Here is a 23,662-nt window from a genome sequence, read left to right as displayed (position 1 = left end):
TGTCAGTTCAGCAGCGCAATAAATTCATCTTCATTGATCACTTTAATGCCCAGCTCTTCCGCTTTGACAAGCTTGGAACCTGCGGCTTCCCCGGCAACCACCAGATCGGTTTTCTTCGAAACACTGCCGGTGACTTTCGCCCCCAGTGCCATCAGACGATCTTTCGCCTCATCACGGGTCAGGATCTGCAGTGATCCGGTCAGCACAACCACTTTACCGGCAAACGGATTATCCAGTACCGATGCATCCACCGCCACCACGTCCGGCCAGCTGATACCGGCATCCCCGGTCAGATCAGTGATAACCTCCCGGTTGTGCTGCTCGCGGAAGAAATTGACCACATGTTTCGCCACAACCTCCCCCACATCAGGAACCGCTTTCAGTGCCTCTGTATCTGCCTGCTGCAAAGCCTCCAGGGTGCCGAAATGCTCTGCCAGGTTGGCAGCGGTGGCTTCACCGACTTCACGGATCCCCAGGGCGTACAGAAAACGGGCAAAAGTGGTCTGTTTTGATGCGGCCAGTGCATCGGTCAGTTTCTGTGCCGATTTTGGCCCCATGCGATCCAGCCCGGTCAGCTTACCGGGGGTCAACCGCCACAGATCGGCCGGCGTTTTCACATATTCCGCATCCACCAGCTGGTCGATAATTTTGTCCCCCAGTCCGTCCACGTCCATGGCGCGGCGGGAGACAAAGTGTTTGAGTGCTTCTTTACGCTGCGCGCCGCAAATCAGACCACCGGTACACCGGGCAACAGCCTCACCTTCCACCCGCTCGATATCTGACCCGCACACCGGGCAACTGAGCGGAAACTCAATATCCCGTGCGTCCGCCGGACGCTCAGACTCAACGACCCCCACCACCTGCGGGATCACGTCCCCGGCGCGGCGGATAACCACCGTATCGCCGATTTTCAGGCCAAGGCGGCTGATTTCATCCGCATTATGCAGTGTGGCATTACTGACCGTCACACCGGCCACCAGCACCGGCTCCAGACGGGCAACCGGGGTAATCGCACCGGTACGGCCGACCTGAAATTCCACATCACGGACAACCGTCATTTGTTCCTGGGCCGGGAATTTAAAGGCCGTTGCCCAGCGCGGGGCGCGGGATACGAACCCCAGTGCCTCCTGCTGTGCAATAGAATCCACTTTGATTACCACACCATCAATATCAAAACCAAGCACAGGGCGGCTCTCTTCCACATTATGATAGAAATCCAGCACTGCCTGACTGCCGGTGCAGCGCATCACACGGTCACTGACCGGCAGGCCCCAGGCTTTAAATTGTTGCAGGCGATCATAGTGACTGCCCGGCAGTATGCCGCCTTCCAGCACGCCCACGCCGTAACAGAAGAAGGTCAGCGGACGTTTGGCTGTCACCGACGGATCCAGCTGGCGCAGTGAGCCTGCCGCAGCATTGCGCGGGTTGGCAAACACTTTGCCTCCGGTACGGCGCGCTTCCTCATTCATGGCCTCGAAGCCTTTCTGCGGCATAAAGACTTCGCCGCGGATCTCAATACGCTGCGGAATATTTTCCCCGCGCAGTTTCAGCGGAATAGCACGGATTGTCCGCACATTGGCGGTAATATTCTCGCCGGTGGTGCCGTCCCCCCGGGTCGCCGCCTGCACCAGACTGCCGTTTTCATACAGCAGGCTGACCGCCAGGCCATCGAGCTTCAGCTCACAGCAGAATGTCAGATCCTGCGTGTCTTTCAGGCGGTCACGCACACGTTTGTCAAAGGCGAGATAGCTTTCCTCATCAAACACGTTATCCAGTGATAGCATCGGAATTTCATGCCGTACCTGTTCAAACGCACTCAGTGGTGATGCCCCGACCCGCTGTGTCGGGGAGTCAGGTGTGATAAGTTCCGGATGCTCCGCTTCCAGCGCTTTCAGACGCTGCATCAGGCGGTCATATTCCGCATCCGGCACCTCAGGGTTATCCAGCACGTGATAACAGTATTCATGGTGGCGCAGCGTGGCGCGCAGCTGTTCAATGTCGTTTTCGTTATTTTTTGGCATCATAGTGATCTGCAATCTGTTTATACCTGAAAAAAACCCCCGTCATTGCGGGGGTTTTTGTGCGATTTGCGGGTCTCAGTTCTGCTTGGCAACAAGAACTTTGCGGATACGCGCCTTGTACACCTCAATTTTCTGCGGTGTCAGCATTTTGCGCTCCTCATCCAGTACCACGCCGCCGACATCAGAGGCAATACGCTGAGCGGCCTGTAACATCAGTTTGAAATTCTGACCGGCGTCACCGTAAGACGGCACCATCATAAACATGGCCACGCCCGGGGTTTCGATCTCTTCCATCTGCTCCGGCACAAACGTGCCCGGATTCACCATATTGGCCAGACTGAATAATACCGGACCACTGCCTGCCGGATCGACATGGCGGTGATAAATGTTCATCGCCCCGAAGCGGAACCCGGCCTGTTCAACAGCAGTGCGCAGAATATCACCCGCGATCACCTGCCCCGGATGGGCAGACACAAACAGTGCCAGAACCAGTTCATTGTTTTCTGTACTGCTGTGCGGCGCATCTTCCTGCACCGCAACCGGCTCCGGTTCAGCTGCCGGTTGTTCCTCATGAGGCGTATCTGTTTCAGCCGCCGTTATCACGGCAGCAGTTGTCATCACTTCCGGCGCCGGGGTTACCCCTGCCTGTGGTGCCGGGGCTTCCTGCTCAAGGGCATCAAATAATCCGATTTGCGGCTCGGCTTCCGGGGCTTTTACCGGCTGACGGCGCGGGCTCTGCGCTTTCGGTATCACAGGCGGTTCTTCCTGCTCCGGTGCCGGATACATTCTGCCGGCAGATAATAACGGATCCTGCTCATTCTGCGCTTCTGAATACGGAGAGATCTGCGGAGCCGGATCGTCCGGTAATGCAGCAGAATGACGACCGCCGTGCGCCTCTGACATGTCATCAGCAGCTTCGTCCTGTGACTCGTATTTTCGACGCTTCATGGGGCGCGCGCGAAACAGGGAAGAACGCTCTTTACGGCTCGTCCACAGTCCGTGGAGTAACAATGCGATGATTGCTACCGCACCCACAACGATTAATATCAGACGCAAATCTTGCATCAGTGCTATCTCTGTTGTTTAAATTAAAGGCCACCATGGCAAAATACTATCGTTTGATTACAAGAGTATTTGTCAATGATGTTAAGTTCAAGTCCCTGCACGTATTTCTTGCAATAAAGATCATTGAATTGCTCTTTTTGACTGATTTTTCATCCTGACATTTCATTTGTGACCGAACAATTCAATAGTTCAGTCTGATAGTATAACGTTTTACAATCATAGGAGTGAATAGGAAGTATGACAAATCCTGTCAGGCCGCTCAGCGGTTTTTCATATGTTGCACAAGGATGGCGGCTGATGATGCGTCCGGGTCTCCGGGCCTTCGTGATTCTGCCGCTGCTGGCCAATATCGTGGTGATGGGCGGTGCGCTCTGGTGGTTGTTCAGTCAGTTCAGCGGGTGGATAGCCTGGCTGATGGACAAAGTACCGGGCTGGCTGCAATGGCTGGATTATTTTATCTGGCCGGTGGCGGTTATCTCCGTGCTGCTGATCTTCACCTATTTTTTCAGCACGCTCGCCAATATTATTGCCTCACCGTTTAACGGCTGGCTGTCAGAAAAACTGGAAGCGGAACTCACCGGGCGTCCCGCGCCGGATCAGGGCTGGGCAGATCTGATAAAAGATATCCCGCGTATTCTGAAACGGGAGATGGTTAAGCTGCTCTATTACATCCCGCGTGCCGTTATTCTGCTGATCCTGTTTTTTATTCCGGGGATCGGGCAGACACTCGCGCCGGTGCTCTGGTTTATTTTCGGTGCCTGGATGATGTCTGTGCAGTACGGGGATTTCCCGTTTGATAATCACAAGGTCAGTTTTCCGGAAATGAAAAACACCCTGCGCCGCGATAATATGACCAATCTCCAGTTCGGTTCGCTGGTCAGTGTGCTGACCATGATCCCGTTTGTGAACCTGTTCATTATGCCTGCGGCAGTCTGCGGTGCCACCGCGCTGTGGGTGGATCGCTACCGCGCACAGTTTGTCCGCGACTGATCCGCCGCTCCCTTCCGTGCAGGGCGGTTATCACTCCGCCCTGCTGTTTTCCTGCGCCTTATACCTTTTCGCTATGGATCGTCTGTCCGGTTATAAGGATATGCCGATTATGTATTTCCTTTCCGCCGGTCAGCGGGTAATGTGGTTTTATATTTAGTCCGATTATGAATAACCCTATAAGGAAAACCGATGAGTAAGATATATGAAGATAACTCGCTAACCATTGGTCACACACCGCTGGTGCGCCTCAAACATTTTGGTCACGGCAATATCCTGGCAAAAGTGGAATCCCGCAACCCGAGTTTCAGCGTCAAATGCCGTATCGGTGCCAATATGATCTGGGATGCGGAAAAGCGCGGCATCCTGAAACCGGGTGTGGAACTGGTGGAACCGACCAGCGGTAACACCGGGATTGCACTGGCGTATGTTGCTGCCGCCCGTGGTTACAAACTCACCCTGACCATGCCGGATACCATGAGTATCGAACGCCGTAAACTGCTCAAAGCCCTGGGTGCCAACCTGGTACTGACCGAGGGTGCTAAAGGCATGAAAGGCGCGATTGAAAAAGCTGATGAAATCAGCGCGTCTGATCCGTCCCGTTATATTGTATTACAACAATTCAGCAACCCTGCCAACCCGGCGATCCACGAAAAAACCACCGGCCCGGAAATCTGGGAAGACACTGACGGCAATGTGGATGTCGTGGTTGCCGGTGTCGGCACCGGCGGTACCATTACCGGTATCGCCCGTTACCTGAAAAATATCAAAGGGAAAAAAGACGTCACTATCGTGGCTGTCGAGCCGGAAGGCTCCCCGGTGATCACCCAGGCGCTGGCCGGGGAAGAGATCAAACCCGGCCCGCACAAAATTCAGGGTATCGGCGCCGGTTTTATCCCCGGCAACCTGGATCTGAGCCTGATTGACCGCGTCGAGCTGGTCAGCAACGAAGATGCTTTCGCCACCGCCCGGAAACTGATGGAGCGCGAAGGTATTCTGGCCGGTATTTCATCCGGTGCAGCGGTCATTGCTGCGGAACGTCTCGCGAAAGAAGATAAATTCAAGGGTAAAAATATCGTGGTGATCCTGCCGTCTTCCGGTGAACGTTACCTGAGTACGGCACTGTTCGCCGATATCAGCGAAAACTGATCAACTGAACGGATTCAGTCCCCGCCCTGCCTGACCTCGAAAGCACCCGCAAAGGGTGCTTTTTTTGTGCAACGGATCAAAGTTTGACACTCTGCGGGGTGATTTTTGTGCGGTTGTTTAGTATTAAAAATGTAATTATTTCACAGCTCAAAATAATGACACCAAATACGTATGTCGAATCTTCGGGTTGTGCTATTTTACTTGCTCCGGCTATGATTACTGTTATATGTCTTAATATTAACCGCCGATAAAAAATTTCAAACATGAGGTAACGCTATGTATCAGCAAGAAGTCACCATTACTGCTCCTAACGGCCTGCACACCCGTCCTGCGGCTCAGTTTGTCAAAGAAGCCAAAACCTTCGCTTCTGACATCACCCTGACTTCCGGCGGCAAAAGCGCCAGCGCCAAAAGCCTGTTCAAGTTACAGACTCTGGGTCTGACACAGGGCACCGTGGTGACTATCGCCGCAGAAGGTGAAGATGAGCAGAAAGCGGTAGAGCACCTCGTCAAACTGATGGGTGAACTGGAGTAATCTCCTTCCGCCCTCACCTGTCAGGATCCCCGGTCGCCGTTTCATGCCGGGGATAGTCTGTTTCCGGGTACGCTCACGCAGCCCGCTGCTGTACGTCCCCCAGTAAACTCAAAGGTATTATTATGGTTTCAGGAATCTCTGTTTCACCGGGTATCGCTTTTGGTAAAGCGTTGTTACTCAAAGAAGAACCTATCATTATCAGCCAGAAGTCGATTTCTGCTGAGCAGATTGATGCTGAAATCCGGCGTTTCACTGAAGGCCGCGCCAAAGCGTCCGCACAGCTGAATGCCATCAAAGAGACTGCGGAAAAAAATCTCGGTGCCGAAAAAGCCGAAATTTTTGAAGGTCATATCATGCTGCTCGAAGACGAGGAGCTTGAAAACGAAATCACTGACATCATCAAAAGCAAAAAAACCGCCGATTACGCGGTCAACCAGGTGATTGAAGAACAGGCCACCGCCCTGGAAGGTCTTGATGATGAGTATCTGAAAGAACGCGCGGCAGATGTCCGCGATATCGGTAACCGTCTGCTGAAAAATATCCTCGGCATGCCGATTATCGACCTCAGCGCTATCGCTGATGAAGTGATTCTGGTCTCCAAAGACCTGACACCGTCCGAAACCGCACAGCTTAACCTGAAAAAAGTACTGGGTTTTATCACCGATATCGGCGGCCGGACCTCCCACACCTCCATCATGGCCCGTTCGCTGGAAATCCCTGCCGTGGTCGGTACCGGGAATGCCACTGAAAATATCAGCAGTGATGATTACCTGATCCTGGATGCGGTCAACAACACCATTTATCTCAATCCGTCAGAAGAAGAGATTGAGCGCATGAAAGAAGTGCGCGATGACTATCTGGCGGAAAAAGCCGAACTGGCAAAACTTAAAGACCTGCCTGCGATTACCCTCGACGGTCATCAGGTGGAAGTCTGTGCCAATATCGGTACCGTGCGCGATATGCCGGGTGCGGAACGCAACGGTGCGGAAGGTGTCGGTTTATACCGCACCGAATTCCTGTTTATGGATCGCGACTCGCTGCCGACGGAAGAAGAACAATTCCGCGCTTACAAAGAAGTCGCTCAGGCGATGCCGGATGAAGCCATTATTGTCCGCACCATGGACATCGGCGGTGATAAAGACCTGCCGTATATGAATCTGCCGAAAGAGGAAAACCCGTTCCTCGGCTGGCGTGCCATCCGTATCTGTCTGGATCGCCGTGAAATTCTCGATACCCAGCTGCGCGCAATTTTACGCGCCTCGGTTTTCGGAAAGCTGCGCATCATGTTCCCGATGGTGATTTCCGTCGAAGAAGTCCGCGAACTCAATAAGATAGTGGACGAAATGAAACAGCAGCTGCGGGATGAACAGAAACCTTTTGATGAAACTATTGAAGTTGGTATCATGGTGGAAACCCCGGCGGCAGCAATTAATGCACGTCACATTGCAAAAGAAGTCGATTTTTTCAGTATTGGAACCAACGACCTGACGCAGTATACTCTGGCTGTGGATCGCGGAAATGAGCTGATTTCCCATCTCTACAACCCGATGTCTCCTGCGGTGCTGAACCTTATCAAACAAGTCATTGACGCTTCCCACGCGGAAGGGAAATGGACCGGAATGTGTGGTGAGCTGGCGGGTGATGAACGTGCAACGTTATTGTTGCTGGGCATGGGTTTAGATGAATTTAGTATGAGTTCTATTGCTATCCCGCGTATCAAAAAACTGATCCGCAATACGCATTATGAAGATGCGAAAGCACTGGCTGAACAGGCACTCGCTCAGCCGACAGCAACAGAACTGATGGCACTGGTGGAAACCTTCACCAAAGAAAAAACCCTGTGCTGAGAAAGCCAAATTCACGCCCGGTCCCGTATCAACATTTAGGAGAGTATTCATGGGTCTGTTTGACAAACTGAAGTCGCTGGTTTCGGATGATAAAAAAGACAGCGGCACGATTGACATCGTGGCACCGCTGTCTGGTGAGATTGTGAATATCGAAGATGTGCCTGACGTTGTTTTCGCAGAGAAAATTGTCGGCGATGGTATTGCCATCAAACCGGCAGGGAATAAAATCGTTGCCCCTGTTGACGGTACAATCGGTAAAATTTTTGAAACTAATCACGCGTTTTCCATTGAATCGGACAGCGGGATTGAACTGTTTGTTCACTTCGGGATCGACACTGTCGAACTGAAAGGTGAAGGCTTCAAACGTATTGCGGAAGAAGGCCAGCGCGTACAAAAAGGCGACCTGGTTCTTGAATTCGATCTGGCGCTTCTCGAAGAGAAAGCCAAATCCACCCTGACCCCGGTGGTTATCTCTAATATGGATGAAATCAAAGAGATGACTAAAATGACCGGCCCGGTCACTGTCGGCGAAACGGTTGTCATCAAAATCAAAAAATAACAGCGTTACACCACAGTCTGTACACTGAAAAACGGTTTCTGCGGAAACCGTTTTTTTTCGCCCGTTTTCCTTTGATTGATTAATTTTATTGTATTACCCCTTCCCCGTTGTCCGGAAATCACCGGAAAAGTATTTCTCACCTCAGTGAAATGCGCTAACATGATCTCCCGTGACAGTCCGCAATTTACGCAGATAACGTGCTGCCTGATACGGCCGGAGCCGCCGGAACCACAGGCGGGATAAACGGGAAGTTTTCATTTTCGTTCGTCACAAAATGGTAATGCTATGGAATTTAATTCAGTTCAGACACAGCAAATAAAGCAGAACATGCGCCTGTTCACTGAGCGCCTGTATCCGAATGGTCATATCCCCGATGAGTTTGATGTTCAGTACCGCACGGACAATAACAACATACTGATTTATCAGAAACAACTCGTCTGCCCGTGCGGCACCCCGCAAACCATTGAAAAACATATCGCCAGACTGACCTGGTCAGAAGCTGATGATAACTGGCAGCTTTTTTATGTGGATAACAACAAATGGCAGCCGGATCCCGACACCCCGGCCGGTACACTCAGTGCACTGCTGAAACAGATTCTGGATGATAAATCCGATCGTTTTATTTTCAGTTAGTCACCACATCACACAATTAAGCCCCGTTAAGGGGTTTATTTGTGAATTTTGATCGTTTTCACGTATAGTGCTTATTACGCAGGTTACTATGACTGATAACTTATTTGCCGGCTTTCAGATTGCGAGGTGTGTATGTATAAAACGATTATAGTTCCAATCGATATTTCCGAAACCGGGCTGACCCGCGAGGTGATCCCGACGATTCAGACATTAGCCAAATTTGAAAATGCCAAAATTCACTTTATCGCGGTGATCCCGTCATTCTCTCACTTTGCCTCTTTCGGTATTGCCTATGCCGCAACCCTGCCGGAAAAAGATGAGATCCTGGACAGCGCCAAAGAACAACTGGCGAAGATGGTCAGTGATTTTAATCTGCCTGCAGAGCAGTTTGAACTGCACGTGGTTTCCGGCTCACCGAAAGATCAGATCCTGAAACTGGCCGATACGCTGGAAAGCGACCTGATTGTTATCAGCTCACGCCGCCCGGATATGTCCACCTATCTGCTCGGCTCCAACGCTGCAGCAGTTGTGCGTTACGCCCATACCTCGGTTCTGGTTGTCCGCTGATACGCGGCAGTGCCTGACTGAACGCCCGCACTGCCGGGCGTTTGTTTTTTTATTTTCCTGCAATCCGCAAAGGATCACAGCCGGGCATACCAGTCACGAATAGCTGACAGAATGTGTTCGGTATGCCGGTTTCCGTCTGTATCTTTAAAATAGTGATCCAGATTATCAAAGGTTCTGAATGTCACCACCGGGTTCGCCACCGCTTGCTGCATCTGCTTAAACGATGTGACACTGACATTGGTATCATTCAGTGTCTGAATAACCAGCACCGGTTTTGTCTGCCCGTTCAGTACCTGCTGCGCATCCGCCGCCAGAAATTCGCGCCACCAGCGCGGTCCGTGCTGGCTGACCAGCATATCGTCTGCCACTTCATTACGTTTTACCGCATCGGTAAATGCCAGAAAACCGGCTAACTGTGACTCCTCAAGAGGCTGAGGACTATTACGGAAGCTGTCCGTGACATCATCCAGGAAAAAGCGCCCGCCACCATTAACAGCAACCACCACGTCAACCACCGGTGATGCCAGCGCAGTATGCTCCGCAACAATCGCCCCTTCGCTGCCGCCCAGCAGCAGCACGGTGTCATACTCCCCTTTCAGGTGATCGAGCACCGCAGCATAGTCACTGACCCGCACCGACAGAGAATCATTGAGCATGGTTTCTGCCGGGCAGTCTGCCCGCCCGCCATCACGGTCATTAAAAGGCAGTGCATCGGTAATGCCGTATTTCTCCACCAGCAGAATGTCATGATCCGGGAACGCGCCGCCGAAAGTATCCGCCATAAAGCGGTTGTTTTTGGCACTGTTACAGTCTGAACCCTGAATTAGTACCAGCAATTTACGGGCAGGTTGCGTCTGCCGGTGCAACAGGTAGTAATGAACAGCACTGCCATCCTGGCGGACAAGGTTTTCTGTCCGGACAGTCTCTTTCCCGGTATTTTGTGTTTCTGATGCCATTGCAGGAGCCATCAGCTGACAACCCAGAAGTGCACAGACGGCAGCCTTACGCATTCTTTATCCCTTCACATAAAACAGATAACTAAACAGTGTGCGGAAACCGAGCTTCTGATACAGGCTCAGCCCTTCAGGGGATGCTTCCAGATAACAATCGCGGATTCCGCGTTTCCGGCACAGTGTCAGTACATAATCCAGCAGCAGTGTGGCGTAGCCGTTGCCCTGATATGCAGGAACAGTTCCGAGGTCATCAATCCGTGCGCCGAATTCCGGCAGTGACAGCGTGATGCAGCTGACCGGTTTCCCCTGACACAACAGAACAGCATGGTGCATTTCAGTACCGTTTGCCATTGCCCGCTGATGATAGCTGATATAGTCACTGACGATACTGAAATCCGGCGCTTCTTCACCATCCTCTCCCGCCGGAAAAGCGGCGTCCAGCGGCTCCGCCCACAGCGAAAGCTGATCATTTACCTCACGGATCTCACATCCGGCAGAAAGAACAGAAGACGGCTGCCATTGCTCAACACACAGATGCATAGCACGGGTCTCACCGTCAGCCTCATAACCCGCCGCCACAATCTGCGGGTGCAGTGCTTCTGCGACAGATTTCTCCGCCACCAGACAATGTGGCTTATGGCGGGCGGTGAAAAGCTGCTGTGCCTGTGAAAATTCATCGTTATCCGCACCGGCCTGCAGATAAATATAGTTAAAGATCGGTACCGGCAGCGGTGTCAGATAGCACTCTGCGCGGTCACTGACAGTAATGACATCCTGCGCGATACTGCGCCAGAAATGGCGCTCTGTTGCGAGGTAATTCTGTAAACTCATGGTGTCTCCGGAATGGTATAAGCATCGGCGGGATTTATTATCTCCACTCTATAATATAAGCCGTTATATACCTTATCAGAATGTTAAGGTATTCCGGAGCCTGACACTCAGCCCCGGCGTATTGCCATAATCTGATGCACCACAATACCCGCCAGTAATCCCCAGAAAGCCGAACTGACACCCAGCAGCGTAATACCGGATGCCGTCAGCAGAAAACAGATAATCGCCGCATCCCGCCCTTTTTCATCGGCCAGTGACTGATGCAGGCTGTTCATCAGCGTTGTCAGCAAAGCAAGCCCTGCCAGGATCTGTATCAGAACCGCCGGAAAGGCATTGAACAACATAAAAACCGCACCGCCGAAAATCCCCGCCAGCAGATAAAATATCCCCGCCCAGACAGCAGCGGTATAACGCCGTGCCGGGTCCGGATGTACATCCGGTGCCATGCAGATCGCGGCGGTGATCGCCGCAATGCAGATACTGAACCCGCCCCACGGTGCCAGCAGAATAGCCGCCAGCGACGAGCAGCTCAGCAGCACAGAGGTGTGCGGCGGATAACCGTTAGCCTGTAAAATCGCTATCCCCGGTGCATTCTGCGAGGCCAGCGACACGATAAAAAACGGAATACCGACACTGATCAGGGACGTCAGGGTAAATGACGGCATCACAAATTCCGGCAGCGCAAACACATTACCGGCCCTGACAAAATGCAGGTCACCGCACAGCCCGGTCACTGTGATACCGGTGATCAGCGCAGCAATAATGGCGTACAGCGGGAAAATCCGCCGCATCACCACATACGCGGCTATCATCGCGGCACACAGCATGAAACTGGTATTCAGCGCACCGAACGCCGCCAGCCCGAACCGCAGCAGAATGCCTGCCAGCATGGCCGAAGCCAGCGCGCGGGGAATATAATTCATCAGCCGCGCAAAAATACCGGTCACACCGCACAGAAACATCAGCCCGGAGGCAAAAATAAACACACCGACGGCTTCATTGATGGTCACACCCGACAAACTGGTCACCAAAAGCGCGATCCCCGGCGTCGACCACGCGGTCAGCACCGGCATTTTATACCAGAGCGACAAACCGATCGTTGTCACCCCCATCCCGATCCCCAGCATCATCAGCCAGCCGCCGGTTTGTGCGGCATCAAGCCCCGCCACATCCAGCACCTGCAGAATAATCGCCACTGAACTGGCATAACCGACCAGCACCGCGACCAATCCTGTCATCATCATTGCTGGAGAAAAGGCACGAAAAAATGTTAACTTACTCATAGGAACACACCATCGGATGTTATAGCAGACGACCGGACTCTATCACCGGATGCTATAACGGACAATGACATTTACCCGGAATAATGACAATTTATGCACGATATCACACCCGCTGTTGCAGAGACCTTTAAACAACTGCGTGCGGAACGCGGGCTGAGTCTCAGCCAGGCAGCACAACTGACCGGCGTCAGCAAAGCCATGCTCGGCCAGATTGAACGCGGGCAGTCCAGCCCGACAGTGTCCACACTGTGGAAAATAGCCACCGGCTTCAATGTGGCTTTCTCTGTTTTTCTGGAAGGTGCACAGCCACAGCTGCAGGCCGGGCTTCATTCATTTGCGACGCTGCCGGTCTTTGAACAGACCCGCTCAGGGATGCGTGTCACACCGCTGATCCCGTTTGATGATGAACTGAAAACAGATTTACTGAAGATTGACCTGCTGCCGGGGGCACTCAGTGAATCCGGCCCGCATGAACCCGGGGTTATCGAACATGTCATTGTGCTGGAAGGGGCATTACAACTGCAGCTGTGGAACGAATGGCACACAGTTTCCGCCGGAGAATCCCTGCGCTTCCATGCCGATATTCCGCACGCTTACGCTAATCCCGGCAAGACCATTGTGACACTGCATAACCTGATCCATTATCCGCATCCGGCGGAAAAATAAAAAAAGCAGGGTATAAAAATATACCCCGCTTTGACTTAACAGATAGTCTGATTTTTATTAAAAATAATACAACCAAAATAAATACCTGCTCAGCTAAACTTATAATATACCGTCCCGGAATAACAAGGATGTACGTTTATGCTGAACATAAAAGTGTGCCATTCAGAATACTATCTTCTGTTATGTATGGCGGTTTATTTATTGTTTAATTAAACATCGTCAGGCATATTTCTATGCTGTCATGATGTTTCTTCTGGTGTTGTTACTACTGCATAATTTATTATTATCGCTACATGGTTTAACTGCATCTTTCTTATTAAGGGTATTACCAAACTACAGGGGTAGTATCGTACAGTGATCCTGAACCATTCTGAAACGAGATTACGGATCACAGCAAAAATATAAAAAAAACCACCATTCCTGCCTGACACAGTGGCTTATTACAGGATTAACTAACTTATTTCAGTATGTTATCACACATCATCTGAAGTGTATTAATAAACCGGGCTGCATGAAAACCATCACAGCCCGCATGGTGAACCTATACAGAAACAGGTAATAATACGCAGTCACCTTCCTGCTCAAATTTCGCCATCGTAAAAACCGGGGAAAAATAACGGCAGGACAATGCCGAGGGCTGTACTCCGTAATATTTTGCCCTTCCCGCTGCTTAATGCAGGTCTCTTTTATTTTTTGCATATTATTCTTCAGGGAAATCTGATGTTCTTTGGGAAAATAACGGTAATCCGGCGAAATATAAAAACGGGCATCACGCATCATGACAAACAAACTGATTTCGTTTTCTTCCGGTTTATAAATGAAATGTTCTTCGTCTGCTTTTTTGCTTTCCGGTATTAAAGATTTACCATATTCCGCTTCAAGATTGTGCTGCAATGTTTTCAGCAGCGTCTGATATGCCGCTTCATTTAATCCGCCGGAAAATGTTTTGTCCTGTATCCGCTGATTTAATGTGACGTTATCCCGCCATATTTAACTTATCATTCTATCCGGCTGTTTTCCGGCAACAAACGATATCAATCCTGAATAAAAGTACCAGTAAAAAATAAAACCTCCGTAAAGGAGGCTCATATCAGTGACCTGACCTCAACTGCATTAAATTGACGACTTCTGTTTCCGCGACCTGCGACACACCCGGGCGAGCCGGCTGATCCGGTCAGGCGTGCTTCTTTCAGAGTTACAGGGAATGGGTGGGTGGGAGTCGATAGAAATGGTGCCGGATACCGGATTCGAACTGGTGACCTTTTCATTACGAATGAACTGCTCTGCCAACTGAGCTAATCCGGCACAGCCTTATTACACTCCTGCCAGGCACGGTTTTCAAGCTGAAAACCGGAAATCGCTGCCGGTTTGCCTGTTTTTTCTTCTGTACTCATCCCTGTCTTGCGTGATCTGAAGCACAAATCCGGTATTTTATGTTTTCAGCGGGCTGTTATCTATTCTGCATGAAATCATGTCTTCCTTTGTAAACTATACAAATACTTCAGCAGGAAAATAATTTGAATATCATTATATTTGTCTATATAAAAACTGATATTTATCAAAATTGCAGTTTATAAGTTTAAATTTAATTTATTTTTTAGGTTTAAATTTCAAAGAAAGATACCCGCAAGATATGTACATCACACACATCCTGTTACTGTTTTCCTGCTGTCAGTGTAAAGATTTAAGTACGGCATTTTGCTTTACTAACATGACTGTAAATGCGAAACCGTGAACATGATCACCAAACAACCACATATAGGAATGCATAACAATTCACTGCTTTAATTAAATATTTTTGTTATTCCCTGCTGCCGCTTACTTTTCATTCATGAAACGTAACATTATCAATGTGATCTTTATCATCAAATTTATTCTGACTGTGTCACATTTTTATTTTTATCCCAGTCTTCAGTTGAAGGATTCAATAAATCATAATGTTTTTCCGTATGATCAATAAAAACAAATGTAATTGTAACAATGGTAACTTATAAATTATTTTAATTTAAACAGCCAGGGAGGTGTATATGATGCATAGATTTGATTAAAACGCAGCAGTGTTTCTCATCCGTTTTTTTATTCTTCCTGTAAAGATAGATTTAAATTTGTACGTTATATTCTTATTTACGCTTTCTTAACCTATATAAAAAACCGTCTGATGATGCGACTTTTCATTGCGGCATAACTGCCCGACAGTATTGAATTATTCATATTAACCCCGGGTTTTAACGATGAATTAAATGTATATTCCACATAAATACACAACAAGGCGTTAACAAATATAAATAATTGAATACACTAAATTATTAGTGTTTAAGTGATGCAGATCACCCAGTTTACACCTGTGATTAATACAGATCCTGTTTATTTCAATACCCCCCATTCCCTTTTCATTTTTTTTCACGCATGATGATTTCACGCCAAACGATAAGGATGGCAGAGAAAGAAAAAACAGAAATAAAAAAACCGAATTTGAATTAAGACAAGAACACTACCGGATTTACAAATGCTATATCATTCACAAGGCATGACATTTATAAACAGATAAATGCCTGTGTAAATTATCGAGTTATTATTATAAATAATTGGAGATTTTACCATGATGTATCCAGCAGAACCGTATCGTATTAAAAGTGTTGAAACCGTATCCATGATCCCTCGCGAAGAGCGTATCAAAAGAATGAAAGAGGCCGGGTACAACACTTTCTTGTTGAATTCCAAAGACGTTTATGTCGATTTACTGACCGATAGCGGCACCAACGCCATGTCCGATAAGCAATGGGCCGGCATGATGATGGGTGACGAAGCATATGCGGGCAGCGAAAACTTCTTCCATCTGGAAAGAACTGTTCAGGAATTATTCGGCTTTAAACACATCGTTCCTACTCACCAGGGCCGCGGTGCAGAGAACTTACTCTCTTCATTAGCGATCAAACCGGGTCAGTATGTTGCAGGTAACATGTATTTCACCACCACCCGTTATCACCAGGAAAAAAATGGTGCGACATTCATCGATATCGTCCGCGATGAAGCTCACGATGCGGGCCTGGATGTGAAATTCAAAGGCAACATCGACATTAAAAAACTGGAAAAACTGATTGCTGAGAAAGGCGCGGAAAATATCGCTTATATCTGTCTGGCGGTAACCGTAAACCTGGCCGGTGGTCAGCCGGTCTCGATGGCAAATATGCGTGAAGTCCGCCAGTTATGTGATAAGCACGGCATCAAAGTGTTCTACGATGCGACCCGCTGCGTGGAAAACGCCTACTTCATCAAAGAGCAGGAAGAAGGCTTCGCGGATGTCTCCATTAAAGACATCGTTCACGAAATGTTCAGCTACGCTGACGGTTGTACCATGAGTGGTAAGAAAGACTGTCTGGTGAACATCGGTGGTTTCCTGTGTATGAACGATGACGACATGTTCTCTGCCGCACGTGAACTGGTTGTGGTTTATGAGGGGATGCCTTCTTACGGCGGTCTGGCCGGTCGTGATATGGAAGCGATGGCTATCGGTTTACGCGAAGCGATGCAGTTCGAATATATCGAGCACCGCGTCAAGCAGGTTCGTTACCTGGGCGAAAAACTGAAAGCAGCCGGTGTACCGATTGTTGAGCCGGTCGGCGGCCACGCAGTATTCCTCGATGCACGCCGTTTCTGCCCGCATCTGACTCAGGACGAATTCCCGGCACAGAGCCTGGCAGCCAGCATCTACATGGAAACCGGTGTACGTTCGATGGAGCGCGGTATTATCTCCGCAGGCCGTAACAAAGAAACCGGTGACCATCACCGTCCGAAACTGGAAACCGTTCGTCTGACTATTCCTCGTCGTGTATACACCTATGCACACATGGATCTGGTTGCTGACGGTATTATCAAGCTGTTCAAACACAAAGAAGACATTAAAGGGCTGAAGTTCGTATACGAGCCGAAGCAGTTACGTTTCTTCACTGCACGCTTTGATTACGTGTAATTATCTGATGACAGCGGCCTCATTATTTTAATGAGGCCTTTTTGTCTCTGTATCCCTATAACAATAAAGAACAAATAAAATCGATAAATATGAATGCTGTTGGTGATATTTATCATTAATAGGAAACGTTTATTATGAGTATTCATAGTGCCGATACAAATAAATCACCCGGACTGACCAGCGGAACCATGCTTGTTATAGCAACTGTCGTCGGCGGCGGTATGTTTTCGTTACCGATTGCGATGGCCGGTGTCTGGTTTTCCGGTGCCGCTGTTATTTTGATTTTAGTTGCAATTATGATGTTACTGACCGGTCTGATGTTAGTTGAAGTTAACCTGCATTTTGAACCGGGCGCCAGTTTTAATACCTTTACCACTGAGTTACTGGGCAAAAAGTGGAATATTGTCGTGGGTATCGCCTTCGGGTTTGTCCTCTATATTCTGACATATGCCTATATCTCCGGGTCATCCGCAGTGCTGGCTCAGACGATATTAAAATATACCGGTGTCGCGCTGCCGATAAAAGCCGCAGTCGTGATTGTCGCCTGTCTGGTGGCCGCGATTGTCTGGTACAGCTCATTATGGGTCGGACGTATTACCACCATTTTAATTTTCGGTAAGTTTATCGCGTTCTTTGCCACCTTCTCCGGACTGGTTGCACACGTGGAAATTGCCAATCTGCTGGATTCCGCATCAGTGGCAATTCCCGGAACAAAATATCTGCCTTATGTTCTGATGACACTGCCGTTCTGTATTATTTCGTTCGGCTTCCACGGTAATGTGCCGAGCCTGGTGAAATTGTACGGCAAACCAAAATTCCGTTTTATTACCCGTTCAATCATTATCGGGACAATATTTGCGGTACTGCTGTATATCTTCTGGCTGGGTGTCACGATGGGCAACATCAGCCGCGCCAACTTCTCCCCGATTATTGCCAAAGGCGGGAACATTGATGTGTTTGTTGAGGCAATCGGCGGGGTGATGGCAGGGAAAACCATGGATGTCATCCTGACATTCTTCGGTAACTTTGCGGTGGCCAGTTCCCTGCTGGCAGCGACACTCGGCCTGTTTGACTATATTGCCGACCTGCTGAACTTTAAAAATGACAGCGCCGGCCGTTTCAAAACAGCGGTAGTGACGTATCTGCCACCGGCGGTGGTGTGTTTCTTCTTCCCGAACGGATTCGTTTATGCCATCGGTTATGCCGGTCTGGCCTTTACCATCTGGAGTGTGATTTTACCGCCGTTCCTGGTAAAAGCCTCCCGTAAACGCTACAGCGACGGCGATACCATTTACCGTTCACCGTGTAACAACGCGGTACTGAATCTGGTAATAATCTGCGGTGCGATGGTGTATCTGACGGTCATTCTGGATGTGTTCGGCTGGCTGCCGACATTTAAATAAAAGGTGTTACAGGCGGCCGGAGGCAGATATGCCCGGCCGCTTGTGCAGCGGTTCTCTCTGATCTGCCGGGAGGCAAATCATGTATTTCACCCTGTTACACTGGCAACATCCGCTGTTTACCCGCCGGCAGGTACTGCGGTTGCTTATTCAGATGCAGTGCGCCGTTCATATGACGCGCAGAGAGAGACGGGAACGCCGGATCAGAAAAAACGCATCGGAATAAGAGCGGAAAACTGATCGATTTTTTTGATAAACTTACGGTAAAGCGCTTTCATAATCTCTCCAAAACCGTGATGACTATCACGTACCGCGTATCTTACTTATCCCGCTCCGCTGTGCAAGGTTCTGCACTTATTTTTTCATCACTGTCCGGTGTAAAAAAATCACGACACTTTATCACGCCGAATGCAACTCTGTGCTATGGTGATGCAATCGTTTGTTCGCTGCATTTACAGGATAGATCATGCAAAAATCGTTATTTATCGGCACGTTGTTGTCTGCGTTTTTTTTCAGTGGTTTACACCCCGCACTGGCGCTGACCTCACAACAGGCCGCCGAAAAGCTTTCTCTGACCGAACTGGCGGAGACCTACAGCCCGGCACAGATTTCCGCACTGACACAGCAACCGGAGGGAAACCGGTTCGACGCGCTGATGATCACCATCGGCGCGCTGACAACAGATGATCTGAAAACCCCGGCAGCAGAGAGTAATAAGCTTCAGGCTTTTGTTGATGCACAGCAGCAGGATCACACCCTCTATCTCGGCAATGTGTCGGATAAAAATATTGTGCCGCGTCTGCATACCGCCCGGAAAACCGCTGTGTTCCCGAATGACACGAAGATGCTGAAAACCCTGAATAACTTTATTGATAAAGGCTATACCAGCGGCTATAACCTGGTGGATACCCGCGAAGAATCCGGCTTTGATAAAACACGGATGATCCGCTACGGCCATAATGATATCGATCACGCCGCTCAGCTGATTTACCTGCTGCGCCGCGAAGGGTTTGATCCGAAAGTGCAGCTGACGCCGAAATCATCCGCATTTCTCTATCTGGATGAATGGGGTGAAGCGGATTATCCGGTTACCACGCTGAAAAGCGGCAAAAAAGTGGCGATCGCCAGTGAATATAATCTCGACCTGGAATTTCCGTCAATTGAGGAACGCAACCGCTTTCAGAGCCTGATTGACCAGTACGCCAGGAAAAATACCGCTGATCAGAAAGGATTGATCCGCGCCGCCTGGTGGCAGCCGTTTTACCGCAGTTATGTCCCGGTGGATGGTTATGATGTGGTGACCGAAACCCGTGTGACCGGCGGTCATTATCAGGCTGATTTGATGGCACTGCCGGAGAATGCGGAAAAACAGGCGGAAAATATCCGTAAAGCGAAAAGCGGGATGCAGGTAACGAGCGAAAAAGTGTGGGTAAACCCCTCTTTTTACCGTTATCTGCAGGGGGATTATAAGTAATCCTGATCCCGTTAATCGTCTGATATGTGAGGTTCGCGATAGCGGGTAAAAGAACGAAAAGCATGCGAGCCATGGATGGCGAGCCTGAGCGTACAGGGACCGTATTCACCGCGACTTTTCGTTTTTCCCGCTATCAGTGAACCGGGAAGATCCTCCCCGGTTTTATTACTCAGCCGCCGATAAACAGCCCCGCAATTGTAGCCGCCATCAGGTTAGATAACACCCCGGCGACCAGTGCTTTCATCCCGAGAGTGGCAATCTCTTTGCGCCGGTCCGGGATCAGACTGCCGATACCACCGATAGCAATCGCCACGGTACCGAAGTTGGCAAACCCGCACAGAGCAAACGAGAGGATGATTTGTGTCCGCTCTGTCATCGGCAGGCCGGTCGCCGCCACGACTTCATTGCCTTTCAGGTATTCCGCCAGGTTGGCATAGGCAAAAAATTCGTTGATAACAATTTTCTGTCCGATAATCGCACCGGATGTCAGCGCTTCATTCCACGGAATGCCCATCAGCCACGCCAGCGGGGACAGCAGATAGCCGAGGATCAGTTCCATGCTCAGATCCGGCAGGCCGAGCCAGCCGCCGACACCGCCGAGCAATCCGTTTAACAGTGCCACCAGGCTGACAAACGCCAGCAGCATCGCACCGACCGCCAGGGCCATATTCAGGCCGTTAATTGCCCCTTCCGCCGCCGCATCAATAATATTCGCCGGGCGGTTTTCCTGCACCGGTTTGGCGTTGGATTCATCAGCCGTCTGCTGTGTTTCCGGGATCATCAGTTTGGCAAACAGTAACCCGCCGGGTGCCGCCATAAAGGAGGCCGCCAGCAGGTATTCCATTTTCACTCCCAGCGAAGCATAGCTCACCAGCATAGTACCGGCGATAGATGCCAGCCCGCCGCACAACACGGCAAACAGCTCTGAACGGGTCATGCTGCCGAGATACGGTTTAACCAGCAAAGGGGCTTCTGTCACACCAAGAAAAATATTGGCCGCTGAGTTCATCGATTCCGCACGGCTGGTTTTCAGCAGACGCTGTAACGTCCCGCCGACCCAGCGCACGAGGATCTGCATAATCCCCAGATAATAAAGTACCGCTGACAACGCAGAGAAAAAGACAATAATCGGCAATACCCGTAACGCGATAACAAACCCGCCGCTGCCGAAAATCGCAAACATTTTGTCAGAGACCAGACCGCCGAAAATAAAGGATGTTCCGGCATTATTGAAGTTGATCACCGTGGTGACCGCTTCCGCCATCACAAATAAAACATGCTGCCCGGCCGGGGAATAGAGAATTAATCCGCCCAGCGCCAGTTCAATAGTAAAAGCCAGTACCACCGTGCGCAGATTAATCGCGCGGCGGTTTTCAGACAGTAAATAACCGATTCCCAGCAGTACCACGATCCCGAGAATGCCGATTGCTGTATTCATATTGTGTAATCCGGTAAAAACCCTGAGTGAAAATCCGCCGGCAGCGGCGGCATAAAAACCAAACCGTGTTAACATGCTGACCAACAAATACCGACCCTTCACACGGTTTGATTGAGAGGAGAGTGCTTTTATGGCAGTTGCAATTCAGGCAAGCGCAAACGATTTCGCAGAAACCATCATTATGCCCGGAGATCCCCTGCGCGCCAAGTTTATTGCTGAACATTATTTATCGCAGGCACGGGAAGTAAACAGTGTCCGCAATATGCTGGGTTATACCGGAGAATACAAAGGCAAACGAATTTCAGTGATGGCCCACGGCATGGGTATCCCCTCAATCTCAATGTATGCGTATGAGCTGATTCAGGATTTTGGTGTGAAAAATCTTATCCGTATCGGCACCTGCGGTGCGGTGCGGGATGATGTGTCACTGATGGATGTGGTGATTGCCATGGGCGCAAGTACCGATTCCAAAGTGAACCGCGACCGCTTTTACGGTAACGACCTGGCGGCACTGGCGGACTGGCATCTGCTGGCATCTGCGGTGAAAACGGCTGAACGTCTGCAGTTACCGGTCAAAACCGGCAATGTGTTTACGGCGGATCTGTTTTACACCACCCGCCCGGAACTGTTTGCCGTGATGGAGCAGTACGGCATTCTCGGGGTGGATATGGAAGTCGCCGGGCTGTACACCGTTGCAGCAGAGCTGGGCGCACGGGCGCTGGCAATACTTACCACTTCTGATCACATCAAAAACGGCGGTAAACTGACCATCGGCCAGCGCCAGAACGCGATGCATAATATGATTGAGCTGGCACTGGAAACTGCGCTGACACTCTGACAGCCGCAGTTTTTTATCCGCAGACAAAAACGCCCTCATCAGAGGGCATTTTTGTTTGTTCATGACAGCGGTTACTGTGCTGCGTTGTTAGCCGGCAGAATTTCCATAATACCTGCGCGGACATAATACTGCTGCCCGGATGCGGCAGCCGGTGCATCACCCGCCATTTTTGCCAGCGCTTCTTTCGGTGTTGTGGTGGATAATGAAGACTGATACAGCGTGTTGCCGTTGATATCACGGACACTGGCGCGGACAAAATACTGTTTGCCGTCTTTACTGACTGCCGGTGCATCCGCGCTCATTTTTTTCAGGGCTTCACCCGGGGTGGCGGTGGTCAGTGCGGACTGAAAGACCGGTGCACGGTTGTAACCACCGTTATGGTATCCGCGCTTATTATGATGGCCGCGTCCGTCATGATTACCGCGCATCATATGACGACCACCGTTGCCGTCACAGTTGCCATAACCATTCATATACTGGCCATTCTGTTGCGGCTGAGTGACCGGCGCCGGTGCTGCGACAGCGGTAACACCCGCACCTAATAAGCTCAGTCCGATAACACCTGCAATGATCTTTTTCATATTAATATTCCTTTTGAGTTAATTTTCTTAAGCACTGTTTTGCTGTTGACGCTATCATTGCCGATGCCGGTATATATGACAATCCGTTTTACCCTTTCTGACGGTGAAATCATAATCCCTGCACAATTCATCATAATTTCTGCACAGTTCTTCATTTTCTCTCCATATTTCACCCTGCCGGTTTCAAAAGAGATGTGTCAGAAATGAATATAAAATTTAACCATTTTTATACTTCCTTACATAAAAAATGAGCCAATAAGATTAATCCCCTTATTATTGATATCGGGAATTGTTATCACTAAGAAAGACAGTAAACAGAACAACCTGAGGAAGTGACATGAAAAAAATAACAATGATTGCCGGTATTATTGCAGCGGCGTATTCCTTTTCAGCGCTGGCGGCCCCGGCGGATGCTCAGGTAAAACCCCTGACAGCCACGGCACAGAAAGCCGGAAATACTGCTGATTATCTGATTGGCAAAACCTGGGTAACCACCGAGGCACTGGACCAGGACGGTAAAGCGATTCCGGCCACCGATGAAAGTGTGGCGGGCTTCTTTGGCCTGGCCAACTATGAAAAAGACGGCTCCGTTAAGATGTACACCCCGGAAGGAAAGCTGAAATTACAGGGCGACTGGTCTTTCAGCGCGGACGGTAAAACCCGGTCGCTGACCGGTAAGAATGATAAAGGAGAAGTGCTGTTTACCCGTGTGGTCGAAAATATCAAAGTGACACCGGATGAATACATTTACCGCGTCTACCCGAAACCGGACGATAAAAGCCATTATGCGGATATTGTCCACAAACCCAAAGCCGCAGAATAAATACCAATGTACAAAAATGCCCTCAATGAGGGCATTTTTCATT

20 protein-coding genes, 1 tRNA gene and 2 pseudogenes are annotated in these 23,662 nt (G+C 49.8%); 14 read left to right on the top strand and 9 right to left on the bottom strand.

What is annotated here, in order from left to right:
• Positions 1 to 2: 2 nt before the first annotated feature.
• Positions 3 to 2,024: an NAD-dependent DNA ligase LigA gene (gene ligA / locus U868_RS0108265; protein ID WP_025152890.1), complete on the bottom strand. Its 2,022-nt coding sequence runs from the start codon at positions 2,022 to 2,024 to the stop codon at positions 3 to 5.
• A gap of 72 nt (positions 2,025 to 2,096) precedes the next feature.
• A complete protein-coding gene (gene zipA / locus U868_RS0108260; protein ID WP_025152889.1) occupies positions 2,097 to 3,089 on the bottom strand; it encodes a cell division protein ZipA in 993 nt (330 codons plus the stop codon).
• Positions 3,090 to 3,323: 234 nt separating this feature from the next.
• Here zipA and cysZ point away from each other — a divergent pair, with 234 nt between their 5' ends.
• The 7 genes from cysZ to uspF all read left to right on the top strand — a co-directional run bounded on the left by cysZ (position 3,324) and on the right by uspF (position 9,362).
• Positions 3,324 to 4,076, top strand: a complete 753-nt coding sequence (gene cysZ / locus U868_RS0108255; protein WP_025152888.1) for a sulfate transporter CysZ — start codon at positions 3,324 to 3,326, stop codon at positions 4,074 to 4,076.
• Between the two features lie 189 nt (positions 4,077 to 4,265).
• Complete coding sequence (cysK, locus tag U868_RS0108245) at positions 4,266 to 5,222, top strand: cysteine synthase A (RefSeq protein WP_004240255.1); 957 nt, start codon at positions 4,266 to 4,268, stop codon at positions 5,220 to 5,222.
• Between the two features lie 276 nt (positions 5,223 to 5,498).
• On the top strand, positions 5,499 to 5,756 hold the full coding sequence (gene ptsH, locus U868_RS0108240; RefSeq protein WP_004240254.1) for a phosphocarrier protein Hpr: 258 nt from the start codon (positions 5,499 to 5,501) through the stop codon (positions 5,754 to 5,756).
• 122 nt (positions 5,757 to 5,878) lie between these two features.
• Positions 5,879 to 7,603 (top strand): phosphoenolpyruvate-protein phosphotransferase PtsI, encoded by a 1,725-nt coding sequence (ptsI, locus tag U868_RS0108235; RefSeq protein ID WP_025152887.1) that lies wholly within the window; start codon positions 5,879 to 5,881, stop codon positions 7,601 to 7,603.
• Positions 7,604 to 7,652: 49 nt separating this feature from the next.
• Positions 7,653 to 8,162: a PTS glucose transporter subunit IIA gene (gene crr, locus U868_RS0108230; RefSeq protein WP_004240252.1), complete on the top strand. Its 510-nt coding sequence runs from the start codon at positions 7,653 to 7,655 to the stop codon at positions 8,160 to 8,162.
• Positions 8,163 to 8,447: 285 nt separating this feature from the next.
• On the top strand, positions 8,448 to 8,795 hold the full coding sequence (locus U868_RS0108225) for a DUF3024 domain-containing protein (RefSeq protein WP_025152886.1): 348 nt from the start codon (positions 8,448 to 8,450) through the stop codon (positions 8,793 to 8,795).
• Between the two features lie 132 nt (positions 8,796 to 8,927).
• Complete coding sequence (gene uspF, locus U868_RS0108220) at positions 8,928 to 9,362, top strand: universal stress protein UspF (protein WP_004240247.1); 435 nt, start codon at positions 8,928 to 8,930, stop codon at positions 9,360 to 9,362.
• 74 nt (positions 9,363 to 9,436) lie between these two features.
• Here uspF and U868_RS0108215 read toward each other — a convergent pair whose 3' ends face one another.
• The 3 genes from U868_RS0108215 to U868_RS0108205 form a co-directional block, all read right to left on the bottom strand.
• Entirely contained in the window at positions 9,437 to 10,372 is a 936-nt protein-coding gene (locus tag U868_RS0108215) for an alpha/beta fold hydrolase (protein ID WP_025152885.1), read from the bottom strand.
• Between the two features lie 3 nt (positions 10,373 to 10,375).
• Complete coding sequence (locus U868_RS0108210) at positions 10,376 to 11,146, bottom strand: GNAT family N-acetyltransferase (protein ID WP_025152884.1); 771 nt, start codon at positions 11,144 to 11,146, stop codon at positions 10,376 to 10,378.
• Between the two features lie 107 nt (positions 11,147 to 11,253).
• Entirely contained in the window at positions 11,254 to 12,429 is a 1,176-nt protein-coding gene (locus tag U868_RS0108205; protein ID WP_025152883.1) for a benzoate/H(+) symporter BenE family transporter, read from the bottom strand.
• A gap of 93 nt (positions 12,430 to 12,522) precedes the next feature.
• Here U868_RS0108205 and U868_RS0108200 point away from each other — a divergent pair, with 93 nt between their 5' ends.
• Positions 12,523 to 13,095: a helix-turn-helix domain-containing protein gene (locus tag U868_RS0108200; RefSeq protein ID WP_025152882.1), complete on the top strand. Its 573-nt coding sequence runs from the start codon at positions 12,523 to 12,525 to the stop codon at positions 13,093 to 13,095.
• Positions 13,096 to 13,552: 457 nt separating this feature from the next.
• Here the strand turns inward: U868_RS0108200 and U868_RS24480 are convergent.
• Positions 13,553 to 13,711, bottom strand: a pseudogene (locus tag U868_RS24480) (CatA-like O-acetyltransferase); the annotation flags it as partial.
• A 501-nt stretch (positions 13,712 to 14,212) separates the two neighbouring features.
• On the opposite strand from U868_RS24480, the pseudogene U868_RS24475 reads away from it, so the two are divergent.
• Positions 14,213 to 14,329: pseudogene (locus U868_RS24475) on the top strand (tyrosine-type recombinase/integrase); the annotation flags it as partial.
• Here U868_RS24475 and U868_RS0108190 read toward each other — a convergent pair.
• Positions 14,325 to 14,400 (bottom strand) — tRNA-Thr (locus U868_RS0108190). The pseudogene U868_RS24475 and the gene U868_RS0108190 overlap by 5 nt on opposite strands.
• A 1,294-nt stretch (positions 14,401 to 15,694) precedes the next feature.
• On the opposite strand from U868_RS0108190, the gene U868_RS0108175 reads away from it, so the two are divergent.
• The 3 genes from U868_RS0108175 to U868_RS0108160 all read left to right on the top strand — a co-directional run bounded on the left by U868_RS0108175 (position 15,695) and on the right by U868_RS0108160 (position 19,939).
• Positions 15,695 to 17,065 (top strand): tyrosine phenol-lyase, encoded by a 1,371-nt coding sequence (locus U868_RS0108175; protein ID WP_025152880.1) that lies wholly within the window; start codon positions 15,695 to 15,697, stop codon positions 17,063 to 17,065.
• A gap of 134 nt (positions 17,066 to 17,199) precedes the next feature.
• On the top strand, positions 17,200 to 18,468 hold the full coding sequence (locus tag U868_RS0108170; RefSeq protein WP_025152879.1) for an aromatic amino acid transporter: 1,269 nt from the start codon (positions 17,200 to 17,202) through the stop codon (positions 18,466 to 18,468).
• A gap of 463 nt (positions 18,469 to 18,931) precedes the next feature.
• The gene (locus tag U868_RS0108160) at positions 18,932 to 19,939 is read left to right on the top strand and encodes a hypothetical protein (protein ID WP_025152877.1); all 1,008 of its coding nucleotides are present in this window, start codon (positions 18,932 to 18,934) and stop codon (positions 19,937 to 19,939) included.
• Between the two features lie 169 nt (positions 19,940 to 20,108).
• On the opposite strand, the gene U868_RS0108155 is transcribed toward U868_RS0108160, so the two are convergent.
• Positions 20,109 to 21,377 (bottom strand): NupC/NupG family nucleoside CNT transporter, encoded by a 1,269-nt coding sequence (locus U868_RS0108155; protein ID WP_025152876.1) that lies wholly within the window; start codon positions 21,375 to 21,377, stop codon positions 20,109 to 20,111.
• 130 nt (positions 21,378 to 21,507) lie between these two features.
• Between U868_RS0108155 and deoD the strand changes: the two genes are divergently transcribed.
• Positions 21,508 to 22,215, top strand: a complete 708-nt coding sequence (gene deoD / locus U868_RS0108150; RefSeq protein WP_025152875.1) for a purine-nucleoside phosphorylase — start codon at positions 21,508 to 21,510, stop codon at positions 22,213 to 22,215.
• 71 nt (positions 22,216 to 22,286) lie between these two features.
• Here the strand turns inward: deoD and U868_RS0108145 are convergent, their stop codons facing one another.
• Positions 22,287 to 22,796: a hypothetical protein gene (locus U868_RS0108145; protein ID WP_025152874.1), complete on the bottom strand. Its 510-nt coding sequence runs from the start codon at positions 22,794 to 22,796 to the stop codon at positions 22,287 to 22,289.
• 337 nt (positions 22,797 to 23,133) lie between these two features.
• Between U868_RS0108145 and U868_RS0108135 the strand changes: the two genes are divergently transcribed.
• Entirely contained in the window at positions 23,134 to 23,619 is a 486-nt protein-coding gene (locus U868_RS0108135; protein WP_025152873.1) for a DUF4822 domain-containing protein, read from the top strand.
• Positions 23,620 to 23,662: the final 43 nt, after the last annotated feature.

This window comes from Morganella morganii H1r (assembly GCF_000633515.1).
GTDB classification, from domain to species: Bacteria; Pseudomonadota; Gammaproteobacteria; order Enterobacterales; family Enterobacteriaceae; genus Morganella; species Morganella morganii_B.
This window is presented reverse-complemented; position numbering and strand designations above follow the sequence as displayed.

Coding starts and splice junctions, on each gene's coding strand:
- uspF (WP_004240247.1), top strand. CDS start 8,928: ATGTATAAAACGATTATAGTTCCAATCGATATTTCCGAAACCGGGCTG.
- deoD (WP_025152875.1), top strand. CDS start 21,508: ATGGCAGTTGCAATTCAGGCAAGCGCAAACGATTTCGCAGAAACCATC.
- U868_RS0108160 (WP_025152877.1), top strand. CDS start 18,932: ATGCAAAAATCGTTATTTATCGGCACGTTGTTGTCTGCGTTTTTTTTC.
- U868_RS0108210 (WP_025152884.1), bottom strand. CDS start 11,146: ATGAGTTTACAGAATTACCTCGCAACAGAGCGCCATTTCTGGCGCAGT.
- ligA (WP_025152890.1), bottom strand. CDS start 2,024: ATGATGCCAAAAAATAACGAAAACGACATTGAACAGCTGCGCGCCACG.
- U868_RS0108145 (WP_025152874.1), bottom strand. CDS start 22,796: ATGAAAAAGATCATTGCAGGTGTTATCGGACTGAGCTTATTAGGTGCG.
- ptsI (WP_025152887.1), top strand. CDS start 5,879: ATGGTTTCAGGAATCTCTGTTTCACCGGGTATCGCTTTTGGTAAAGCG.
- U868_RS0108135 (WP_025152873.1), top strand. CDS start 23,134: ATGAAAAAAATAACAATGATTGCCGGTATTATTGCAGCGGCGTATTCC.
- U868_RS0108175 (WP_025152880.1), top strand. CDS start 15,695: ATGATGTATCCAGCAGAACCGTATCGTATTAAAAGTGTTGAAACCGTA.
- cysK (WP_004240255.1), top strand. CDS start 4,266: ATGAGTAAGATATATGAAGATAACTCGCTAACCATTGGTCACACACCG.
- U868_RS0108205 (WP_025152883.1), bottom strand. CDS start 12,429: ATGAGTAAGTTAACATTTTTTCGTGCCTTTTCTCCAGCAATGATGATG.
- U868_RS0108200 (WP_025152882.1), top strand. CDS start 12,523: ATGCACGATATCACACCCGCTGTTGCAGAGACCTTTAAACAACTGCGT.
- U868_RS0108225 (WP_025152886.1), top strand. CDS start 8,448: ATGGAATTTAATTCAGTTCAGACACAGCAAATAAAGCAGAACATGCGC.
- U868_RS0108170 (WP_025152879.1), top strand. CDS start 17,200: ATGAGTATTCATAGTGCCGATACAAATAAATCACCCGGACTGACCAGC.
- cysZ (WP_025152888.1), top strand. CDS start 3,324: ATGACAAATCCTGTCAGGCCGCTCAGCGGTTTTTCATATGTTGCACAA.
- ptsH (WP_004240254.1), top strand. CDS start 5,499: ATGTATCAGCAAGAAGTCACCATTACTGCTCCTAACGGCCTGCACACC.
- U868_RS0108215 (WP_025152885.1), bottom strand. CDS start 10,372: ATGCGTAAGGCTGCCGTCTGTGCACTTCTGGGTTGTCAGCTGATGGCT.
- U868_RS0108155 (WP_025152876.1), bottom strand. CDS start 21,377: ATGAATACAGCAATCGGCATTCTCGGGATCGTGGTACTGCTGGGAATC.
- crr (WP_004240252.1), top strand. CDS start 7,653: ATGGGTCTGTTTGACAAACTGAAGTCGCTGGTTTCGGATGATAAAAAA.